The 19,396-nt window shown below is 63.6% G+C and carries 21 protein-coding genes and 2 riboswitches; of the genes, 18 read left to right on the top strand and 3 right to left on the bottom strand.

Annotated elements, in window-relative coordinates; all coding sequences use genetic code 11:
• Position 1 precedes the first annotated feature (1 nt).
• The 11 genes from GJA_RS23700 to GJA_RS23650 all read left to right on the top strand — a co-directional run bounded on the left by GJA_RS23700 (position 2) and on the right by GJA_RS23650 (position 10,743).
• Complete coding sequence (locus GJA_RS23700; RefSeq protein ID WP_051781281.1) at positions 2 to 1,501, top strand: type II and III secretion system protein family protein; 1,500 nt, start codon at positions 2 to 4, stop codon at positions 1,499 to 1,501.
• 17 nt (positions 1,502 to 1,518) lie between these two features.
• Complete coding sequence (locus tag GJA_RS23695) at positions 1,519 to 1,821, top strand: hypothetical protein (protein WP_038497377.1); 303 nt, start codon at positions 1,519 to 1,521, stop codon at positions 1,819 to 1,821.
• Positions 1,811 to 3,241, top strand: coding sequence for a pilus assembly protein TadG-related protein (locus GJA_RS23690; protein ID WP_038497374.1), 1,431 nt, complete (start codon positions 1,811 to 1,813; stop codon positions 3,239 to 3,241). The genes GJA_RS23695 and GJA_RS23690 overlap by 11 nt, the downstream gene beginning before the upstream one ends.
• Positions 3,238 to 3,720 (top strand): TadE/TadG family type IV pilus assembly protein, encoded by a 483-nt coding sequence (locus tag GJA_RS23685; protein ID WP_038497372.1) that lies wholly within the window; start codon positions 3,238 to 3,240, stop codon positions 3,718 to 3,720. The genes GJA_RS23690 and GJA_RS23685 overlap by 4 nt, the downstream gene beginning before the upstream one ends.
• A gap of 13 nt (positions 3,721 to 3,733) precedes the next feature.
• On the top strand, positions 3,734 to 4,345 hold the full coding sequence (locus tag GJA_RS23680) for a TadE family protein (RefSeq protein ID WP_038497369.1): 612 nt from the start codon (positions 3,734 to 3,736) through the stop codon (positions 4,343 to 4,345).
• Positions 4,346 to 4,373: 28 nt separating this feature from the next.
• A complete protein-coding gene (locus tag GJA_RS23675; RefSeq protein WP_038497366.1) occupies positions 4,374 to 5,549 on the top strand; it encodes a CpaE/TadZ family protein in 1,176 nt (391 codons plus the stop codon).
• Between the two features lie 93 nt (positions 5,550 to 5,642).
• Entirely contained in the window at positions 5,643 to 6,989 is a 1,347-nt protein-coding gene (locus GJA_RS23670) for a TadA family conjugal transfer-associated ATPase (RefSeq protein ID WP_038497363.1), read from the top strand.
• Positions 6,990 to 7,011: 22 nt separating this feature from the next.
• Positions 7,012 to 7,989, top strand: coding sequence for a type II secretion system F family protein (locus GJA_RS23665; RefSeq protein ID WP_038497360.1), 978 nt, complete (start codon positions 7,012 to 7,014; stop codon positions 7,987 to 7,989).
• 34 nt (positions 7,990 to 8,023) lie between these two features.
• Positions 8,024 to 8,965, top strand: a complete 942-nt coding sequence (locus tag GJA_RS23660) for a type II secretion system F family protein (protein WP_038497358.1) — start codon at positions 8,024 to 8,026, stop codon at positions 8,963 to 8,965.
• A 203-nt stretch (positions 8,966 to 9,168) separates the two neighbouring features.
• Complete coding sequence (locus GJA_RS23655) at positions 9,169 to 10,305, top strand: tetratricopeptide repeat protein (RefSeq protein ID WP_038497355.1); 1,137 nt, start codon at positions 9,169 to 9,171, stop codon at positions 10,303 to 10,305.
• 132 nt (positions 10,306 to 10,437) lie between these two features.
• Positions 10,438 to 10,743: a BON domain-containing protein gene (locus GJA_RS23650; protein WP_038497352.1), complete on the top strand. Its 306-nt coding sequence runs from the start codon at positions 10,438 to 10,440 to the stop codon at positions 10,741 to 10,743.
• Here GJA_RS23650 and GJA_RS23645 read toward each other — a convergent pair.
• Positions 10,736 to 11,017 carry a PEP-CTERM sorting domain-containing protein gene (locus GJA_RS23645; RefSeq protein WP_038497349.1) on the bottom strand — a complete coding sequence of 94 codons (282 nt, stop codon included), beginning with the start codon at positions 11,015 to 11,017 and terminating at the stop codon, positions 10,736 to 10,738. The two genes, GJA_RS23650 and GJA_RS23645, sit on opposite strands and share 8 nt — an antisense overlap.
• Between GJA_RS23645 and GJA_RS27910 the strand changes: the two genes are divergently transcribed.
• The 7 genes from GJA_RS27910 to GJA_RS23620 all read left to right on the top strand — a co-directional run bounded on the left by GJA_RS27910 (position 11,016) and on the right by GJA_RS23620 (position 17,280).
• Entirely contained in the window at positions 11,016 to 11,165 is a 150-nt protein-coding gene (locus tag GJA_RS27910) for a hypothetical protein (protein WP_156484126.1), read from the top strand. The genes GJA_RS23645 and GJA_RS27910 overlap by 2 nt on opposite strands.
• A gap of 122 nt (positions 11,166 to 11,287) precedes the next feature.
• Positions 11,288 to 11,387, top strand: a riboswitch (glycine riboswitch).
• Positions 11,388 to 11,390: 3 nt separating this feature from the next.
• Positions 11,391 to 11,489: riboswitch (glycine riboswitch) on the top strand.
• Between the two features lie 61 nt (positions 11,490 to 11,550).
• Complete coding sequence (locus tag GJA_RS23640) at positions 11,551 to 12,822, top strand: D-amino acid dehydrogenase (protein WP_051781279.1); 1,272 nt, start codon at positions 11,551 to 11,553, stop codon at positions 12,820 to 12,822.
• A gap of 199 nt (positions 12,823 to 13,021) precedes the next feature.
• Entirely contained in the window at positions 13,022 to 13,273 is a 252-nt protein-coding gene (locus GJA_RS27605) for a hypothetical protein (protein WP_144241629.1), read from the top strand.
• Positions 13,274 to 13,348: 75 nt separating this feature from the next.
• Positions 13,349 to 14,341: a 2,3-diaminopropionate biosynthesis protein SbnA gene (sbnA, locus tag GJA_RS23635; RefSeq protein ID WP_051781278.1), complete on the top strand. Its 993-nt coding sequence runs from the start codon at positions 13,349 to 13,351 to the stop codon at positions 14,339 to 14,341.
• Positions 14,338 to 15,393 (top strand): 2,3-diaminopropionate biosynthesis protein SbnB, encoded by a 1,056-nt coding sequence (sbnB, locus tag GJA_RS23630; RefSeq protein WP_242404615.1) that lies wholly within the window; start codon positions 14,338 to 14,340, stop codon positions 15,391 to 15,393. The genes sbnA and sbnB overlap by 4 nt, the downstream gene beginning before the upstream one ends.
• A gap of 57 nt (positions 15,394 to 15,450) precedes the next feature.
• Positions 15,451 to 16,500, top strand: a complete 1,050-nt coding sequence (locus GJA_RS23625; protein WP_051781277.1) for an iron-containing redox enzyme family protein — start codon at positions 15,451 to 15,453, stop codon at positions 16,498 to 16,500.
• Between the two features lie 180 nt (positions 16,501 to 16,680).
• Positions 16,681 to 17,280 carry a glutathione S-transferase family protein gene (locus tag GJA_RS23620; RefSeq protein WP_038497346.1) on the top strand — a complete coding sequence of 200 codons (600 nt, stop codon included), beginning with the start codon at positions 16,681 to 16,683 and terminating at the stop codon, positions 17,278 to 17,280.
• A 159-nt stretch (positions 17,281 to 17,439) separates the two neighbouring features.
• Here GJA_RS23620 and GJA_RS23615 read toward each other — a convergent pair whose 3' ends face one another.
• Together GJA_RS23615 and GJA_RS23610 are read right to left on the bottom strand one after the other, a co-directional pair.
• Positions 17,440 to 18,786 (bottom strand): type II toxin-antitoxin system HipA family toxin, encoded by a 1,347-nt coding sequence (locus GJA_RS23615; RefSeq protein WP_038497344.1) that lies wholly within the window; start codon positions 18,784 to 18,786, stop codon positions 17,440 to 17,442.
• 2 nt (positions 18,787 to 18,788) lie between these two features.
• Positions 18,789 to 19,052 (bottom strand): helix-turn-helix domain-containing protein, encoded by a 264-nt coding sequence (locus GJA_RS23610; protein ID WP_038497341.1) that lies wholly within the window; start codon positions 19,050 to 19,052, stop codon positions 18,789 to 18,791.
• Between the last annotated feature and the right edge of the window lie 344 nt (positions 19,053 to 19,396).

Genomic DNA, 19,396 nt, shown 5'->3' with positions numbered 1-19,396 from the left:
CATGAAACCCGGACTGCTGTTTTTGCTGGCTTTGTCGCTGCTGCCGGATGTCGGCGCCGTATCGGCCGCCGCTGTCGCCGCTGCGCCGGCTACCGCGCCGGCTACCGCACCGGCTACCGCACCGGCCGGCGCCGACAGCGGCCCGCGCTGCCGCGGCGATGCGGCGGCGCCGGGCCGGCTGCTGCTGCAACTGGGCAAATCGACGATGATGCGCCTGCCGGAAGCGGTGCTCAACCGCAGCGTCGGCAATCCGGCCGTGCTGCAAGCGATGCTGGTGGCGCCGGACACGCTGTATCTGGTCGGGGTCGATGTCGGCAGCACCAATATGATCATCCAGGGCAAGAGCGGCTTGTGCAGCATGGTCGATGTCACGGTCGGCATGGACCCGGCCGGCTTGCAGGCGACGCTGGCGGAATTGATGCCGGAAGAAAAAGACCTGAAAGTCAGCGTGGCCGCCGATACGCTGGTGCTGAGCGGCACGGTGGAAGACGCCAACGCGGTATTGCGCGCGGTCGAGCTGGCCAACGCCTATGTGCGCCGGCCGGCCCAGGCGCTGGCCAGGCCGGCCGAACCCGGCGCCGCCGCCGGGCCGCCGGCCGGTGCCGCCGGCGGTGCGCCAGCCAGCCGCATCATCAACTTGCTCAATGTCAGCGCGCCGCAGCAAGTGATGCTGCAGGTGCAGATCGCCGAAGTGTCCAAGTCGCTGATCGACAAGCTGGAAGTTGGCGCCACGCTGCGTTTTGCGTCGGGCAGCTGGGCCACCACCTTATTGTCGAATTTCCTCAGCGGCACCGCCGGCGGTTTGCTGGATCTGCGCAAGTCGAACGGCAACCAGCAACTGACGCTGGAAGCGCAAAAGCAGGATGGCCTGATCCGCATCCTGGCCGAGCCGACGGTGATGGCGATCAGTGGCCAGGAAGGCAGCTTCCTGGCGGGCGGGAAAATCTTCATCCCGGTCGGCCAGGACAATAACAAGGTCACGCTGGAAGAGAAGGAATTCGGCGTCGGCCTGCGTTTCACGCCGACCGTGCTGTCCGGCGGTCGCATCAATCTGAAGGTGGCGCCGGAAGTATCGGAATTGTCGCGCGAGGGCGTCGGCGTCAGCGCGGCGGGTTTTAATGGCGGCTCGATCTTGCCGTTGATTACCACGCGGCGCGCGGCGACCACCGTGCAATTGTTCGACGGCCAGAGTTATGCGATCGGCGGCTTGATCAAGAATAACCAGGTGACCAATATCAAGGGCTTGCCGGTGCTGGGCGAATTGCCGGTGCTGGGCGCGCTGTTCCGCAGCACCGATTTCCAGCACGACCGCACTGAACTGCTGTTCGTCATCACGGCGCACCTGGTCAAGCCGCTGCCGGCCAATTATGCGCTGCCGACCGACCGCTTGAGCACGCCCAGCCGGCGCGAACTGTTCCTGGAAGGGCGCATGGAAGGGCGCCAGCCGTCCGCGCCGCCGCCAGTAGCCGTGCCTGCGGCGCGTGGCTTCGAATTGAAATGAACCGGGGGAGTACCAGCATGAAGGCCACACTCGCATCGTTGCCGCGCCGTTTGCGCTTGCTTCCGGGTCTGCTGTCGGCCTGCGCCTTGCTGTCGGCGTGCGTCGGCACCACGCCGCAATGGGACCGGCACTTCGGCGACACGGTGCGCAGCGCGTTGGTCAGCCAGGTGCTGAACCCGGACGCCGCCGCCAATACCGCGCCGGTCACCGGCATGGATGGCCGCGCCGCGCGCGCCGCTGTCGAACGCTATCACAAATCGTTTGCCGAACCGGCCGCGCAGCCGGTCACCTTCATGCTGGGAGCCGGCGGTGGCAAATAAACTTCCCCGCCCGAGGCGCCAGCGCGGTTCGCTGATCATGATTTTCGCCATCTTGCTGATCGCGGTGATCGGCTTCATCGGCATGGCGCTGGACCTGGCACAAGTGTTTGCCCGCAAGACGGAACTGCAAATCATCGCCGACAGCGCGGCGCTGGCGGCGGCGCAGGAATTGAACGGCAGCGCGGCCGGCGTGGCCAGCGCGCTGGCGGCCGCCAAAAGCAGCGCCGCCGAACCGAACGCCTATCAATTCCGGCTGCAAGGGGTGATCCTGTCGGACGACGCGGTCAAGTTCAGCGCCAGCGCCGATGCGCCGGAAGGCGACTGGCAAAGCGTGGTCGCCGATCCGACGCAAGCGCTGTTCGTCAAGGTCGACACGGCGCGCAATGCGCTGCCGCTGGGCACCGTCGGCATGTATTTCATGGGGGCGCTATCGAGTTCGCTGGCGCGGGTGCAGACCTCCGGCCGCGCGGTGGCGGGACGCTCCAGTATCCGGCTGACGCCGCTGGCGGTGTGCGCCATGTCGCCGCAGCCGCTCACCGCGCGCAACAATCCGGGGCCGCCGGCCCGGACCGAAGCGGTCGAATACGGTTTCCGGCGCGGCGTCGGCTACAACTTGCTGGCCTTGAATCCGCATGGCGCGACACCGGCCAATTACCTGCTCAATCCGATTGACCCGCTCGATGCGCTGGGCGCGGCGGCGCACGTGACGCCGGCCGCCGCCGCGCCCTTCGTGTGCAGCGGCAGCATGCCGATGGTGCGCATCGGTCATGCACGGATCCATGCCCATAGCCCGTTCCCGCCCGATTTGCTGGGCGCGCTCAATTCGCGCTTCAACCAGTATGGCAGCGGCTGGTGCCATCCGAAGAGCGCGCCGCCCGATACCAATATCCGCGTGTTCACCGGCGCCGGCCCGAACTGGTGGATGAATAATGCGCCGGCCGGACCGAGTGCGGCGCCGGCCGGCGGCACGCCGCTGCATACGGTGGCCGATATCGAGCCGCCGGTGCCGGCCAGCGTCAGCGCGGCCAGCTACGGCCCGCTGTGGTCGTATGCCCGCGCGGCCCAATATGCGTCGCCCAGGCCGGCCGCCGATTTCACGGCCTTTCCATCTTCCGCATGGGCGCAGCTTTATCCGGGCACGCCGGCTGCGCCGGTAGCCAATAGCAATTTTTTGTCGTCCTCGCCGTATAGCCTGTATGTCACGGCGCCGGCCGGCAATCCCGGCCTGGCGTTGCGCCGGGTCTTGTTCATCCCCTTGCTGGCATGCCCCTTGCCGGCCGCTAGCGATGTGCTGGCCAACGTGCTGGCGATCGGCAAATTCTTCATGACGGCGCCGGCCGTGCCCGGCATGATCAGCGCCGAATTTGCCGGCGTCGTGGCGGAACAGGCGCCCGGCGGTCCGGTGGAGTTGCAGCAATGAGGCGCGCCTGGCGTAGCAGGCAGGGCGGCCTGGCGTCGCTGGAGCTGGCGCTGATACTGATCTTCTTTATCGGCCTGCTGGGCGTGACGCTGTTCTTCGGACGCTTGCTGCTGACTTACACGGCGATGCAAAAAGCGGCCTACGACGCGGCGCGCTACATGGCCACCGTGCCGCTGCTGGAGATGGCCAATCCGGACGACGCGGACCGCGCCACGGCGGTGGCGGAAAACCTGGCGATCGCCAGCGGCGCCGCAATGAACACCGTCTTGCAGCGGCGCGACATCATGGTGGTGTGCAATTACGGCTACACCTCTCTGTATTTCCGCTGCGGCACGGGCGCCGGCAAACCGGTCATGGTGCGGGTCCAGATCTTCAAGCAGGAGCAAAACAACTTCCTGTATCTGATCGTGGTCGATTGGCTGGGCAATATCGCGACCCGGCCTTTTTTTGCGAATGTGAGCCTGCATTATGCCAACTAGCAGCTCGCCGGCGATGCTTGTTCCGCTCTGGCGCAGGACGCGCCAGGGCGGCGTGGCCGCGGTCGAGTTTGCGCTGGTGGCGCTGGTTTTCTTCCTGTTCCTGTTCGCCATGATGGAAGTGGCGCGCGCCGTCTACTTGTGGAACACGGTGCAGGAAATCACGCGCCGCGCGGCGCGCGCCGCCGCGGTCGCCAATTTCGCCGACGCCGGCGCGATGCAGCGGCTGCGCCAGCAGGCGGTGTTCCGCGACAGTCCGGGCCGGCTGGTGATGGGCGGCGCCATCACCGACAGTTATGTGCGCATCGATTATCTGTCGCTGCCGGGCGGCGCCGCGCAACCGGTGCCGCTCGGCGCGCTGCCGGGCTGCCCGGCGCGCAACCTGGTCAATTGCATCAACGATCCGAACGGCGCCAGTTGCATCCGCTTCGTGCGCGCCAGCCTGTGCCTGCCGGACGGTCCGGGCGGCCCGAACGGCGCCGCCGGCGCTTGCCGGCCGGTGCCGTATCAACCCATCGTGCCGATGGTCGGCATGCTGTTTCCGGCAGGCGTGAGCCTGCCCACCGGGGCCACCGTGGCGGTGGCCGAATCGCTGGGTTACCGGCCCGGCATGGCGCTCTGCCTGTGAACGCGACTGTGAACCAAAAGGATAGCCGATGAAAGCCCTGATCATTACCCGCGACAGCCTGCTGCACGAAGAAATCGCGGCGCAGGGCGCCGCGCGCATGCCGGCACTGCAATTGACGGCCAGCCGCGGCGGCTTGCGCGACGCGGTCGATCACATCGTGCCGGAAGCGCCGGAACTGGTGATCGTCGACGCCAGCGAAGTCGACCCGGGCCAGGTCGACATGCTGGAGCGGCTGGCCAAGCAATATCCGGCCGCCTGCCTGATGATGCTGAGCCGCGAGCACCAGCAGGAATTGCTGATCCGCGCGATGCGCGCCGGCGTGCGCGAAGTGCTGCAGCTGCCGCTGGTGCACAAGCTGTTCCACGAGGCGATGGACCGGCTCGATATCCAGGCCGGCGTGACCCAGATGCGCGACGGCAAGGTACTGGCCTTCATTTCCTGCAAGGGCGGCAGCGGCGCCACTTTCCTGTCCACCAATTTCGGCTACGCGCTGGCCACGCTGGTCGAGAGCAAGGTCTTGCTGATCGACTTGCACGGCCAGTTCGGCGACGCCGTGCTGTATGTGTCGGACCAGGTGCCGACGATGACGCTGTCCGACATCTGCGCCCAGATCGCGCGCATGGACGGCGCCTTCCTGGCTTCGTGCCTGGTGCATGTGTCGCCCAATTTCGGGGTGCTGGCGGCGGCCGACGATCCGGCCCGCGCGGCCGACATGCTGCCCGAGCATATCGACAAGATCCTGCGCGTGGCGCGCCAGCATTACGACTACATCGTGCTCGACATCGGGCGCCAGATCGATGCGCTGTCGCTGCGCGCGCTGGACGGCGCCGACAGCATCTATCCGGTGCTGCAACTGGCCTTGCCCGACATCCGCGACGCGCGCCGCCTGCTCGACATCTTCCGCTCGCTGGGTTATCCGGGCGAGCGCATCCGGCTGATCGTGAACCGCTATGAAAAAGGCGGCAAGCTGCGGCTGGCCGACCTGGAACATGCGCTGGGCGCGAGCGTGCTGCATGCGGTGCCCAACGATTACATCTCGGCCACCGATTCGGTCAACCAGGGCATCCCGGTGCTGCAACTGTCGCGCACCAGCGCGGTGGCGCGCAGCCTGGGCGAACTGGTGGAGCTGGTGACGGCGCGCCGCATTTGCGAAAGCAAGGGCCTGTTCGACCGCCTGTTCGGCCGCGGCGATGCGGAATTATAGGAGGCCGGCGCGACCCTGGCTGCAACCTCAACCTCAACTTCAACCTCAACCCAAGCGGAGCCTGACGTGGACCCACATTCGCCGGAAGCAAACATGACCCTGCGCGAACGCCTGTCGGTGAGCGATCCGGCGCGCCCGGCGCCGCCCGGGGCCGGCGCGCTGGCCAGCCAGGCTTACCAGGAATTGAAGAAGACCATGCACCAGACGATACTCGACCGTATCGACCTGGAACGCCTGAAGCGGCTGACCGCCGAGCAGTTCAAGCATGAGCTGGCGCTGCTGGTGCAGCGCATCATCGAAGACGAGCGCATCGTGCTGAACCAGCATGAGCGGCACAGCCTGGTGCTCGACATCCAGTATGAAATGCTCGGCTTCGGGCCGCTGGAGCCGCTGCTGGCCGATCCCGGCGTGTCCGACATCCTGGTCAACACCTATGCCAAGGTGTATGTCGAACGGGCCGGCAAGCTGGAGCTGACCGACGTCACCTTCCACGACAATGCGCACCTGATGAAGATCATCGAAAAGATCGTCTCGCGGGTCGGCCGCCGGGTCGACGAATCGAGCCCGATGGTCGATGCGCGCCTGCCCGACGGTTCGCGCGTCAACGCCATCATCCCGCCGCTGGCGGTGGACGGGCCGATCCTGTCGATCCGCCGTTTCGCCGTCAACCCGCTGTCGGTGGCCAACCTGGTCGACTACAAAAGCCTGACCCCGCCGATGGTGCAGGTGCTGCAGGCGCTGGGCCAGGCCAAGGTCAACATCCTGATTTCCGGCGGCACCGGCAGCGGCAAGACCACCTTGCTCAACGTGCTGTCCGGCTTCATCCCTTCCAGCGAACGCATCGTCACCATCGAGGACGCGGCCGAACTGCAAATGCGCCAGCCGCACGTGGTGCGGCTGGAAACCCGGCCGCCGAATATCGAGGGCAAGGGCGAAGTCACGCAGCGTTCGCTGGTGCGCAATGCGCTGCGCATGCGGCCCGACCGCATCATCCTCGGCGAGGTGCGCGGCGCCGAGGCGCTCGACATGCTGCAGGCGATGAACACCGGCCACGAGGGCTCGCTGGCGACGATCCACTCGAATACCCCGCGCGACGCGCTGTCGCGGCTGGAAAACATGGTCGGCATGGCCGGCGTCAACCTGACGCCGCGCGCCACCCGCCAGCAAATCTGTTCCGCCGTGACGGTGGTGATGCAAGTGTCGCGCCTGACCGACGGCGCGCGCAAGCTGGTCAGCATCCAGGAAGTGACCGGCATGGAAGGCGACGTGATCGCCATGCATGAAATCTTCACCTTCGAGCAGAGCGGCGTCGACAAGGACGGCAAGGTGCTGGGCCGTTTCAGCGCCACCGGCGTGCGGCCGCGTTTCGCCGACCGGCTGCGCATGTTCGGCGTGGCGGTGCCGGACAGCGTGTTCGACCCGGACCGCATCTATGAGTAATGACTAGCCAACGGAGGACGGCATGGACCTGGTGTTCTACGGTTTTGCGGTGCTGCTGTTCGCGGCCTGCATCCTGATGGTCGAAGGCGCCTGGCTGTGGTGGTCCGGCACCCACGGCGGCGGGGCCCAGCGCATCGCCAAGCGACTGCGCCTGATGGCCGCGCGCGGCGACGGCGGCGGCGAGCGGGTCTCGATCCTGAAGCAGCGCCGCTACGCCGCGTCGGCCCGGCTCGACCATCTGCTGCGGCGCCTGCCGAACAGCGCCGCGCTGGACCGGCTGCTGCTGCAATCGGGCCTGAAATGGTCGGTCGCGCAAGTGCTGGCCTGGTCGCTGCTGTTGCTGCTGCCCGGGCTGCTGCTGCCGCGCGCGTTCGGCATGCCGCCGCTGGCCGCGCTGCTGTTCGCCGCGCTGGCGCTGGCCTCGCCGTGCATGATCCTGCTGCGCGCGCGCAGCGGGAGGCTGCACAAGATCGAGGCGCAGTTGCCGGAAGCGGCCGACTTCCTGGCGCGCGCGCTGCGCGCCGGACATTCGTTTTCCAACGTGCTGCAAATGGTCGGCGATGAGTTGACCGAACCGCTCAGCGGCGAATTCAAGACCACCTATGAAGAAATCAATTACGGCGTGCCGATGAACGAGGCGCTGCACAACCTGGCGATGCGCATCCCGCTGACCGACTTGCGCTACCTGGTCATCGCGGTGCTGATCCAGCGCGAATCGGGCGGCAATCTGGCCGAAGTCTTGAACAGCATCGCGCGCATCATCCGCGCCCGCTTGAAATTGCTGGGCCAGGTGCGCGTGCTGTCGGCCGAGGGCCGCATGTCGGCCTGGGTGCTGGGCCTGATGCCGGTGGTGATGATACTGGTCATGTCGGTGGTCAATCCGCATTACATCAGCCTGCTGTGGACCGATCCGACCGGCATCCGCCTGCTGTGGTACGCGGCCGGCATGGTGGCGCTGGGCGTGGTCTGGATGCGCAAGGTGATCCGTATCCGCGTATAGCCGCCAGCGTTGGCACAACCTTTAAAGGAAAACCATGACCGGCCCGCAATTGCTGTTTTTACTGATCGTCTTCGCGGTGGTGGCCGGACTGTCGCTGCTGGCGCTGCTGATCTTTACGCCAGGCGCCTTGCGCCAGCGCCTGTTCGGCTTCATGGCGCCGGCCGCCAAGGAGGTGGGCGCCGGCGGCGGCTGGATCGAGCGGATCGCCAAGGTGGCCAAGCCATTCACCAAGCTGTCGCTGCCCGAAGAGGGCTGGGAACGTTCGCCGCTGCGCACCCGTTTCATGAATGCCGGCTGGCGCAACGGCAATGCGCCGGCGCTGTACTTCGCCGCCAAATCGGTGCTGGCGCTGCTGTTTCCCGCCTTGCTCGGCCTGTACGCGGCCAGCGGCATGGGCGCGCAATTGCGCAATGTGTTTTTATTTCTGCTGTGCCTGGCCGCCAGCGCCGGTTATTACCTGCCGAACCTGATATTGGCGCGCACCGCAGCGCGGCGCCAGCGCGAAATTTTCGAAAATATCCCCGACGCGCTCGACTTGCTGACGGTCTGCGTCGAAGCGGGCCTGAGCCTGGAGCGCGGCCTGGTCAAGGTGGCCGCCGAAATCCACATCAAGAGCGTGACATTGGCGCAGGAATTGCAGCTGGTGCTGATGGAAATGCGCGCCGGCTTCAGCAAGGAAAAAGCGCTGCGCAACCTGGCGCTGCGCAGCGGCGTCGAAGACGTCGACACGCTGGTGGCGATGCTGATCCAGTCGGAACGCTTCGGCACCAGCATGGGCGATTCGCTGCGCGTGCATTCCGATAACCTGCGCAGCAAGCGCAGCCTGATGGCCGAGGAAGCGGCCGCCAAGATCGCCTTGAAACTGCTGTTCCCGCTGATTTTTTGCGTCTTCCCGACCCTGATGCTGGTATTGATGGGGCCGGCCATCATCGAAGTCTACCGGGTATTGGTGCCGGCCATGGCGGCCAACCAGTAAGAGCCTATCCCAGTAGTGAGCGTCTTGTTCTGGCCGCGCATCGGGAGCGCGGACCAGGCGTGAGGAGCAAGCGTGGCGAGCCACGCGACGACGATCAACGCAGTCCCCGTTCCTGAGGGGCGCCAGAAGAGGGCGTATTCATCTACCGGGATAGGCTCTAAGGACATAAACCCTATCAATGATATGAGTGGAAGGAGTGCATCATGCAGACCAGCATCAAATACCTGACTGCCGCCTGCGCCTGTGCCGTGCTGATGGCGTGCGCCGGCGGCGGCCAGCCGGTCCGGCCGGCGCCGTTGGCGATGCCGGCGGCCGACGCTGCGGCGGCGGACAATTCCGCAGCCGATGGTTATTATGTATTGGGCCGCAACCAGTACGCCGCCGGGCGCCGGGCCGAAGCGCTGCAATCCTACCAGCAGGCGCTGCGCATCGCGCCGGCGCACATCAATGCGCGCAACGGCCTGGCGGTACTGTATGCGGGACAGGGCGACTACCGTCGCGCCATCGAGCTGTGGCGCGGCCTGACCGACGCGCAAATCGCGACGCCGGAACACGCCTTCCTGTTCAGTAATCTGGGCTACGCCTATTTCTTGAGCGGCGACGACGAGCAAGCGCTGAACACGCTGGAAAAAGCTTGCGTGCTCGATCCGCTGAACGCCGCCACCTGGGAACATTTGGGGGCGGTACTGGAAAAGACCGGCCACGGCGAACGCGCCGCGTTGATGTTCAGGCAGGCGCTCAGCCTGCGGCAATACGACGCCAGGGCCGATTACGCGCTGGCCCGGCAAGCCGCGCCGCGCAGCCTGCCGGCACATGCGTCAACGACGTCCAACACAGCCGCGAGCGCGGCGGCCAGCGCCTGGCCGGACGACATGGCGCGCACCGAAGTGACGCTCAGCGGCGGCATCGCGTCGCTGCGCCGGGTCGCCGCGCCGCAGGCCGGTGTCGCGCCGGACCTTGCGCCGGCGCCGCAAGTGGCCGATCAGCAGTCACTGGAAGGTTTGCTGCGGCTGGAAATCCGCAACGGCAACGGCGTCACCGGCATGGCGGCGGCGCTGGCGCGCACGGTGGCCGGCCGGCACTTGCAAGTAGTACGCCTGAGTAATGAAAAGACGTTCCTGGTGGCGCGCACCCGGGTCGGATACCGGGCTGACCAGCAAGAGGCGGCGCGCGCGCTGGCGGCCCGGCTGGGACCGCTGGTGGAGACCGGCGACGCGGTGTGCAAAGTGGCCGACCTGTGTGTCGTCATCGGCCTCGACCTGACCGATCCGGCGGCCTTGCACCGCTATTACGTCGGGCAACTGGCACTGGCCAGGGTTGCGCTGGCGCGGCTGGGGTAGTGGCCATGCTGGTCATGCGGGCCACTAATCCCGACACGGACCATCGGCTCGTTTGTGGAGCGTCAAACAGCGCCTTGATGCAGCGCCGACAATAGGATGGCATCCAATCAACCACTTAACCGGAGTCTTGCCATGAAACGTTTCTTATCTGCATTCCTGAGCGCCGTCCTGCTATTGTCCGTGGCGGCTTGCGCATCGACCGCCACTCGCGAAGGCACGGGCGAATATGTCGACGATACCGTCATCACCGCCAAGGTCAAGGCGGCGCTGGTCGACGATCCGCAATTGAAGGCGCGCGAAATCAATGTCGAAACCTTCAAGGGCACGGTGCAGTTGAGCGGCTTCGTCAGTTCGCGCGACGATATCAGCAAGGCCGTGGCGCTGACGCGCGGCATCAAGGGCGTCACGTCGGTCAAGAATTCGATGGTCGTCAAATAATCACGCGATGGCCGGAGCCTGGCTCCGGCTTGTGACCCTTCGCAACATCACAGCTTGCGCGGCGCCCGAACGCCAGCGCCGCCAGTCCGGCACTGAGCAACAGCAAGGTGCCGGGTTCCGGAATTTGCTGCACCACGATATCGTTGGGGCTGACTCTAGAAAAATTCAAGGTATAGGTGCCGGCCGGCAGCGCGCAATTCGAGCGCAGCGAAAAGAGCGCAAAACCGTTGGCGTAGGCGCGCGCGCTTCCCGTATCGTTGGTGCCGGTGGTCATGTTCAGGCTGAACGGGTCGGCGCTGCCGGCGCGGTGGTCGCCGTTGATATTGGAAAGTATCGACCACGCCCGGCAGGCCGCCGTGGAAAAACAGAACAGCTACTTGCTGGACGGTGTAGATACGCTGTCTGTCAAGAAAGAGGCTTGATCGGGGGCCGGATACCGCCGCCGCTGCCTGCACTGGTGCAACAGGGAAACGCCTCGCGCTGCCTGAATGGACTTTGATCCCGTATCATTTTGCTGTAAGCTGTATCGCGGCCCACCAGCCAACGCACGATATCGGGAGAGCCTGTTCAGGAAATCGACCCCGCGCAGCGCCGAAGGAGCAACCGCCCCGGAAACTCTCAGGCAAAAGGACCGATATTGTTTCAAACTCTGAAGAGTTGCCGGCGCAGACGTCGCCCGGCGCACCGAAGGAGCAAGCGACGACGCGACCTGCGGCCGGCGTGAATCTCTCAGGTCCAGAACAGAGGGGGTGTCCTTGCACAGGTGTGCATCGACCATCCCTTTTGACGTGCTGGAGCCTTATCCTCATGAAAACCATAGCTGTCATCGGCGGCGGCATCACCGGCATCACCACCGCCTATGCCCTCGTCAAACGCGGCTTTGCCGTCACGCTGTTCGAACGCCACCGCTACGCTGCGATGGAAACCTCGTTTGCCAACGGCGGCCAGTTGTCGGCCTCCAATGCCGAAGTCTGGAACCACAGCAGCACCATCGTCAAAGGCCTGAAGTGGATGCTGAAGAACGACGCTCCGTTGCTGGTCAACCCGAAGCCAAGCTGGCACAAGCTGTCGTGGTTCGCCGAGTTCATCGCCGCCATCCCGCACTACCGCGACAACACCGTCGCCACCGCCAGGCTGGCGGTGGCTGCGCGCGAGCATCTGTTCAGCTGGGCCGAGGAAGAAGGCATCGACTTCAACCACAAGCGCGAAGGCATCCTGCATATCTACCGCGACCGCGCGGGCTTCGCGCATGCGGCGGAGGTGTCGACACTGCTGGCGTTAGGCGGCTTGCCGCGGCGTGCCGTGAGTCCGGAAGAAATGCGGACCATCGAGCCGGCGCTGGCAGGCCAGTATTATGGCGGCTACTACACCGAAAGCGATAGCACCGGGGACATCCACAAGTTTACCGTCGGCCTGGCGCAGGCGGCGCAGCGGCTGGGCGCGGACTTGCGCTTCGGCCAGTGCGTGAGCAAGGTCAGCGCCGATGCGAACGGCGCCAGCATCACGGTCACGCAGGACGGCCTCGACGATACCCGGCGCTACGATGCGCTGGTGGTCTGCGCCGGCACCGCGAGCCGCGCAGTGGCGGCCATGCTGGGCGACCGCGTCAATATCTATCCGGTCAAGGGTTATTCGATCACCGTACACCTGAACGACGCCGCCAGCCAGGCTGCCGCGCCCAATGTCAGTTTGCTGGACGACGCCACCAAGCTGGTCACCAGCCGCCTCGGCGCGGACCGTTTCCGGGTGGCCGGCACGGCGGAGTTCAACGGCTTCAACCGTGACATCCGCGCCTCGCGCATTGCGCCGCTGGTCGACTGGGTGCAGCAATGCTTCCCCGGCGTCAGCACGCGCAGCGTGACGCCGTGGGCCGGATTGCGTCCGATGATGCCCGACCTGATGCCGCGCGTAGGGCGCGGCAAGTCCCCCGCGGTGTTTTACAACACCGGCCACGGCCACCTGGGCTGGACCTTGTCTGCCGCCACGGCGGACATCATCGCTGACACGGTGCTGGCCGCGCTGGGTGCGCCGGCGCCCACGGTTGGACACGGCAACATGCATGCGTTGAACATGGCGTAAATCTGGCGACAAAAATAAAAAAGATGCCTTGCGTGGCTACCACGCAAGGCATCTTTTTACTGCTAATGCTGGTGCGACTGCCGGTATCGCACCGGCCACCAGGTCTGCCTCCGCCGGTACCTGGCTTGCCCGCTGAGTTACCGGCATCTGGAAGAAATAATGGAAGCGCGCGGCCTGTCGTTGGAGCCTGCGTCAATCAATGAGCGATCCGCTCAAAACCCCATTTGCGTTCATCAACATCGATGCCTTGCCTGCCGTCGCCGAGCTATACGGTGGCATCGCCTGTACCGTTTCCACACCAATACAGAGAGTTTTGAAAACTGCATTCCGTACAGGGTGCATGGGCGTGGATTGCTCTAAATTACGTATGCGGGTGCTTAAATTTTTTGCCGCTAATTCCTATGCAAGGAATTCATATTTTTTATCGCCGCCAGTTGCGGGTATTGAATAAAAATTCTGGTTCCCCTTTTAATCTGCCTGGCCAACGCGAAAAACCCATGAACCTACACTTGCCGACAATCACGACATGATACTTACCTCTCCCCTTGATATTTTGCCCTGCGGTGTTTTTCTGCAGGTGACCGGCATTCTGCCGGCAACGCCGGTCCAGCTGAAGCTCGAAGGCTTGTCGCTGACCGGCTCCAGCAAGATCAAGCCTGCGATCCATATGCTCGAGACACTTGAGCGGACTGGCAGGCTGAGGCCCGGCATGCGGGTGATTGAAAGTTCTTCCGGTAACCTTGGACTGGCTTTGAGCATGGCTTGCGCGGCAAAAGGCTACCATTTCACCTGCGTCAGCGACAAAAATATTTCGCCGCAGACCGCCCGCCTGATGGCCACCTATGGCGCGAAGCTGATCGTCGTCCAGCAGCCAGACAGCAATGGGGGATTTTTGGGCACGCGGATCGCGCTCATCCGATCGATTCTTGCCGAGGACCCGTCTGTAGTCTGGATCAACCAGTATGAAAACTCCGACAATGTCCGTGCCCATTATCTCAGCACGGGCCCGGAAGTGCTCGCCGATTTCCCGGCGCCGGATTATGTGTTTATCGGTGCCGGCACCACGGGTACCTTGGGTGGCGTGAGTCAATACCTGCGTCGCCATTCGCCCGCCACCCAGATCGTTGCCGTCGACACGCAGGGCTCGGTAACCTTTGGCGGCGTGCCGGGCCCCCGTCACATTCCGGGCCTCGGTACCAGCCAGCCGCCGGCTATTCGTGAAGCGTCCAGTTTCGACAGCATGATCATGGTGCCCGAAGCGGACACCGTCAGGATGTGCCGCGCCCTTGCGAGCCGGGGCATTTTGCTGGGCGGATCTTCTGGAACGGTCTTGTGCGGGATTCAGCGGTACGCGTCGAAGATTCAGGCAGGCGCCTGCGTCGTCGCGATTTCACCCGATATGGGCGACCGCTATGTCGACACCATCTATAACGACGCATGGGTGGCGGCCCATTTCCCGCTACTGGCCGATGCCATCCCCACGGATGGCGTCGACCGCCCATTCACGGAGGCGACATGATGAACAACGCGACGCATCGGGCGGCCGGCCCAGCCGATCAGGCGCTCCCCGGCCTTGCAGTGATCGGCGCCGCGCCGATTCGGCAGTGGATCGATAGTCATCCCAAGCGCATTTTTGACCTGGTAAGCCAGGCCTATCTTGCGTATGCCCGCGGGCATGCCGTCAATCCCGACAGTTACTTCCTGCGCTTTCCCGACGATACGCGCAATCGCATCATTGCGCTGCCCTGTTCGATGGAACAGCAAGATCCCATCGCCGGCATCAAATGGATTGCCAGTTTTCCTGACAATATCCATGCGGGGCTGGATCGCGCGTCGGCGCTATTCATCCTCAATGACCGCCGCACAGGCTATCCGCTGGCTTGTCTCGAAGGCTCGTTGATCAGCGCCGCCCGTACCGCGGTTTCGGCCGTGATCGGCGCGCACTACCTGCATGGCGGCGACCGGCATATCGCCCGGCTCGGCGTGGTTGGCTGCGGCCTGATCGCCTTGAACGTGATCGCCTTTTTCCAGCGGCTTGGCTGGCGCATCGACGCCCTCAGCCTGATCGATACCGATATCGAACGCGCCCGCGCTTTTTCCCGCAAATCCGGGATCGCCGGCATCGCCTGCGAGGTCGGGACCGAGATCGGCGCCATTGCCGATTGCGATATGGTGCTGTTCGCCACCACCGCCAGTCGCCCCCATGTGTCCGATCCCGCCCTGTTTTCCCATAATCCGACGGTGCTGCATCTGTCGCTGCGCGACCTGTCGCCGGCGATTGTCCTGATGTCGCAGAACGTCGTGGATGATGTTGAACATAGCCTCAAGGCCAATACCTCGCTGCATTTGGCCGAACAGGAAACGGCGGGACGCGCCTTTATCGCGGGCGACATTGCACAACTCATCGAGGCGCGTTTTGTTCCCGACGCAAACCGGCCCCGGGTCTTTTCGCCATTCGGGATGGGAATACTCGACTTGTCGGTGGCGCAGGCGATCTGGCAAGACAGCGAGCACGACGATGTGCTGACTTGCCCGGCATTTTTCCCGACGCCTTATTCCACTCTCGCATAAATCATCCGGCCAAACATATCAGCAGGCCAGAAATTATTTTTCTTAGGAAATTACTCAATGCTTAAACTCTCTTCGATCACATCCGACAGCCCGGCGCTGCAAGCATATCAGTGGCCGCCGGTCCCCGCATTTACCGCGCTTCAGCCGGATTTGCGCGCCTTCCTCGAACTCGACCTGCTTGGCCAAACGGCCTGCATCAATCATGTCGAGCGCCGCTCCAGCGAACGCGGCGAGCTGTTGAACAATTATCTGGGGACCATCTACTCGTACCACTATGGCTATGCAGACAGCCCTTGTTTCCTGCGCAACGATATCGAGCTGGAGTCGCGTCTGGCGCGCGCCAAGCTGGTGCTGGAAGAGGACTTGGTCAATCACTGGCTGCCCGTGACGCCGATTCCGCAATTCGACGATCAGCAAGCCGCGGCCAACTATCTGAGGGAGTACGTGGACGCCAACGCAGCGCTCCATCATCCGCTGTTCGACTATCTGCGCGACGAGGCGGAACCGGCGGCGCTGATGGAATTCCTGCGCCTGGAAACGTGCCGTAATGAAATCGTCGATGACGAAATCGCGCTGCTGCTGTGCGGATTGCAGGGAAATATGAAAAAGGCGATCGCATCCAACCTCTGGGACGAGTGCGGTAATGGATCGCTGGAAAAGTTCCATACTTACTGGTTGCGCCGGCTGGTCGAGCAATTGCAGGACTGGGAGCAACTGCCGCAGTATCGCGCCAGCTCGAAACCCTGGTTTTCGTCGATCATTTCCAACACCTTCAATGCCCTCGTCACCCGTCCCGCGTACAAGTGCCGGGCGTATGGCATGTTCCTGACCACCGAAGCGCGAGTCGCGCCGCATTTCTCCGCCATTATGGGGGGGCTGCGCCGGACCGGTCTCGACCACAGGGACATCGCGGTCTATTTTGACACCCACATGCGGATCGATCCGCATCATACCGACGAGCTGCTGACGGCTTTTTCCCATCAGGAGCCCGCCTTGAACCCGGTTCAGGTCGCTGAAGTCGTACGCGGCGCGCACTTCGCGGTGGCCGCTGGCATGGCCCAGTACGGGCGCGTCCTGGCGTATTTTCAGGATAAGTATCCCGCTTAACGCCCCGCCAAGGCCAGCCGGGCGACGCCGGCCATGCCCCTATGCGACCCACTGGAGGAAAGGAATTGTTCAAATGGAAAGTAAACGGTTATTATTGACCTTCGACAATTTCGCGAGTGTCCAGGCTGGCGCGTTGACAGCGCGCCACGTCCACAATATTTTTTATCAGAGAAAGCGTGAATGAAACTCTATTTGAACAAGACCTCGCCATATGCCCGACTGGTTTTGGTGATCGCGCATGAAACGGCGCTGTTCGAGCGTCTGCAACTGATCTCGGTCGATCCCTGGAACGCACCGCCTGAGTTGTTGGCGGCGAATCCGCTGGCCAGGATTCCGGCGCTGGTCACCGATACCGGAAGCTGTCTCATCGAAAGTGACTGTATCGGGCAATACCTGCTGGCACTGGCCGGCGACGAGACACTCTTGCCGGTCCCGGTGGAGAAGCGCCTGGACGCCTTGCGGCGCCTCGGCCTGGCGCGCGCGGTCATCGATTGCGCGTTTTCCATCGTCATTCGCGCGCGCTTTGGCGACTCCGACGAGAGCGTCTTGTCCCGGCGCTGGCAGGCTGCCTTGCCGCGCGCGGTAAGCGTGCTCGAGCAGGACGACGCGCTCAATGCGCGGGAGGGTGATCCCGACCTCGGCGATCTGGCGATCGCCATCGCCTTCGACTACTGTGATTTGCGTGTTCCCGAGCTGGACTGGCGCGCCACGGCGCCACGGTTGGCGCAGTTTGTCGACCGGATCGGCAGGCGTCCATCGATGATCGCGACGCTACCCTGACGGGTTTGGCGCGCCGCGCGGACCAAAGCCGGCGCTCGCAACGCCATCGCTAGCAATCCTGCTGGGCAGCAAATGCCCCTGCAACGACAAAGGGTTACAGATGTCATCACAGTCCGGCTGCGCATGCCCTGCGGGCCAGCGAGGCAGGCAAGTGTTCGATTAGACGGGGGACATCCGTTCCAGGGAGTGCGCCGCGGCGAGAATGCCACCGAGAATCCGGTCGGCGACCTTTTCCGAGAACCCGGCTGGCAACTCCGCGCGGACCTTGTCGACAATGGCAGGTGTGCGGGCAATCAAGTCCTGGATGAGAGGCTCGGCGTTGTCGCCGTACCCGACCTTCTTCGCCGTGCTGTTGAAGTGGCGTCGCATGATGTTGTGCGCCAGGTAGTGCCTGTTCTTCCCGAGTAACGCCATCGCCATTGTGATGTCCTGCTCTGCCCACAGGTTCGGCCGATTGCCGATGGCAGGGTAGGCCGACATCACGTCATAGATAGGCGTCATCTTGAAGCGCTGCTCGCCGGCGAGCAGCTGGATGCTGAAGTTTTTGGCGTGACCATCCGGTGCCCGCAACATCCAGAACAGCAGCTGTGTGGCCATGAGTGTGTGCATGTCCGCGACCGGCTGTTGCGACTGTTGCAGCAGGGGGAATATCTGCTGCAGGCCCGGGCCGCCCTGGTTTTCGTATTTCAGCAGCGGCGAGGTGCCCGTTGCCTGACAAAAATCTTCCTGCACCAGCCGGAACAGCTGTTTTCCGTCGTGCGACAGGGCCCGGTCGAAGCGCTCGACGACCAGCACGCGTTGTGAGCCGAAGGTCACAATCTGCGCATTCGCCGTTGACAAACCGTATTCTTTGAATAGCCGCAGGCATAGCCACTCGTTGTCGACCGATGTGGAGAAGTCCGCCTTTCTTCCGCCAACCAGCCCGATGGGGAGCTTGAAGATGTGCGTTGTCGGCGTCGCGCCCCGCGGCTTCAGCCATTTTCCATCCCACCACAGGAACGCGTCCTTCTCTTGCGCGCCGGCCAGCGAAATCCTGAAATCGTCATCGGGGTCCGGCATGGCGCCGTAATGGCCTGGGTTCACCACGTCCAGCAGGTGCCGCTCGATGGCCTCATCATCAACCACGATGCCGTCGACCTGGCCCTGTCCTTCCGGTACGACACCCTCGGGCAGAAGCTGCAAAGCCCCAACGCAGTCCCGGCCAACGGCCGCGAGAAGGTCGAATGCATCGGTGGAGCCAGTCTTGAACCGGACAGCGACGCGTTTGCGAATGGCGTCGCTGTCCGGCAGCAGTCCATTGAAGTAATGGGCGACGCGGTCTCCCTTTAGCGGCTCGTTATGAAGATTGAACGGCAGCGATAGCGAGACCGGGCGTCCGCGTGTGCAGTTGCGCCAGGCTGCGTCATATTGCAGTTCGGAGTCTCCCGAGGCTTTGACCGTCCAGCGTCCGACGTAGTCCCCATTGGCCCAGAGATGCAGTGTTTGGCGATGCGCGCGGCGGCCCATGATTACCACTCGGCAGAGCTGCTCGGCCCGCCCTCGATTCGCTCCCCGAGCCGCAACTCCAGCCCGATTACCGAGCACCAGCTGAGCAACTGCTTGACGCTGATTTCATCCGGATGTTGTTCCAAGTGTGAAATGCGGTTCTGGCTCAAGCCAAGACGATGCGCCACGGCGGTCTGCGTGAGCTTGCGCCGCTTGCGTGCAGACAGGAGCAACTGACCTAGCTGTGGCGTGGTGATGATAAGCTGGGATGCGGGTGCAGTTGACATAGGAAGTATCCGTTATTCAGATAAACCAAGTGTAGCTGAATGTCAGATAAAGTCAATATATCTGAATATCGGATAAATATGATTTATCCGTATGACGGATAACACTAGGCCGAGTATATGAATGATAAGCGTCAGCCAATCGAGTCGCGCCATCAACACGTGAAAGCCAGCTCCGCATGACCAGGCGGCTTCGCCTGTCCACGCGGGTCAGTGCACATACTCTTTGATCGACATCGATGGTTGAACTGGATGGCCGACAGTGGACCGCGGTTCAGCATACTTGCCATACATTGCTCCAAAGTTGTGCCAGGAGCAGGGGTATAGTGTTGCCGAGGGGCATGCTT

It is taken from the genome of Janthinobacterium agaricidamnosum NBRC 102515 = DSM 9628 (assembly GCF_000723165.1).
GTDB classification, from domain to species: domain Bacteria; phylum Pseudomonadota; class Gammaproteobacteria; order Burkholderiales; family Burkholderiaceae_D; genus Janthinobacterium; species Janthinobacterium agaricidamnosum.
The sequence above is the reverse complement of the archived record's forward strand: the minus strand, read 5'-3'. Positions and strand labels throughout refer to the sequence as shown.

What these genes read in the sequence shown, in the direction of transcription:
- GJA_RS23610 (WP_038497341.1), bottom strand. Translation starts at nt 19,052, where the DNA reads ATGTCAACTGCACCCGCATCCCAGCTTATCATCACCACGCCACAGCTA.
- GJA_RS23620 (WP_038497346.1), top strand. Translation starts at nt 16,681, where the DNA reads ATGAAACTCTATTTGAACAAGACCTCGCCATATGCCCGACTGGTTTTG.
- GJA_RS23670 (WP_038497363.1), top strand. Translation starts at nt 5,643, where the DNA reads ATGACCCTGCGCGAACGCCTGTCGGTGAGCGATCCGGCGCGCCCGGCG.
- GJA_RS23645 (WP_038497349.1), bottom strand. Translation starts at nt 11,017, where the DNA reads ATGACCACCGGCACCAACGATACGGGAAGCGCGCGCGCCTACGCCAAC.
- GJA_RS23650 (WP_038497352.1), top strand. Translation starts at nt 10,438, where the DNA reads ATGAAACGTTTCTTATCTGCATTCCTGAGCGCCGTCCTGCTATTGTCC.
- GJA_RS23685 (WP_038497372.1), top strand. Translation starts at nt 3,238, where the DNA reads ATGAGGCGCGCCTGGCGTAGCAGGCAGGGCGGCCTGGCGTCGCTGGAG.
- GJA_RS23675 (WP_038497366.1), top strand. Translation starts at nt 4,374, where the DNA reads ATGAAAGCCCTGATCATTACCCGCGACAGCCTGCTGCACGAAGAAATC.
- sbnA (WP_051781278.1), top strand. Translation starts at nt 13,349, where the DNA reads ATGATACTTACCTCTCCCCTTGATATTTTGCCCTGCGGTGTTTTTCTG.
- GJA_RS23695 (WP_038497377.1), top strand. Translation starts at nt 1,519, where the DNA reads ATGAAGGCCACACTCGCATCGTTGCCGCGCCGTTTGCGCTTGCTTCCG.
- GJA_RS23700 (WP_051781281.1), top strand. Translation starts at nt 2, where the DNA reads ATGAAACCCGGACTGCTGTTTTTGCTGGCTTTGTCGCTGCTGCCGGAT.
- GJA_RS23655 (WP_038497355.1), top strand. Translation starts at nt 9,169, where the DNA reads ATGCAGACCAGCATCAAATACCTGACTGCCGCCTGCGCCTGTGCCGTG.
- GJA_RS27910 (WP_156484126.1), top strand. Translation starts at nt 11,016, where the DNA reads ATGTTCAGGCTGAACGGGTCGGCGCTGCCGGCGCGGTGGTCGCCGTTG.
- sbnB (WP_242404615.1), top strand. Translation starts at nt 14,338, where the DNA reads ATGATGAACAACGCGACGCATCGGGCGGCCGGCCCAGCCGATCAGGCG.
- GJA_RS23680 (WP_038497369.1), top strand. Translation starts at nt 3,734, where the DNA reads ATGCTTGTTCCGCTCTGGCGCAGGACGCGCCAGGGCGGCGTGGCCGCG.
- GJA_RS23625 (WP_051781277.1), top strand. Translation starts at nt 15,451, where the DNA reads ATGCTTAAACTCTCTTCGATCACATCCGACAGCCCGGCGCTGCAAGCA.
- GJA_RS27605 (WP_144241629.1), top strand. Translation starts at nt 13,022, where the DNA reads ATGAGCGATCCGCTCAAAACCCCATTTGCGTTCATCAACATCGATGCC.
- GJA_RS23665 (WP_038497360.1), top strand. Translation starts at nt 7,012, where the DNA reads ATGGACCTGGTGTTCTACGGTTTTGCGGTGCTGCTGTTCGCGGCCTGC.
- GJA_RS23660 (WP_038497358.1), top strand. Translation starts at nt 8,024, where the DNA reads ATGACCGGCCCGCAATTGCTGTTTTTACTGATCGTCTTCGCGGTGGTG.
- GJA_RS23640 (WP_051781279.1), top strand. Translation starts at nt 11,551, where the DNA reads ATGAAAACCATAGCTGTCATCGGCGGCGGCATCACCGGCATCACCACC.
- GJA_RS23615 (WP_038497344.1), bottom strand. Translation starts at nt 18,786, where the DNA reads ATGGGCCGCCGCGCGCATCGCCAAACACTGCATCTCTGGGCCAATGGG.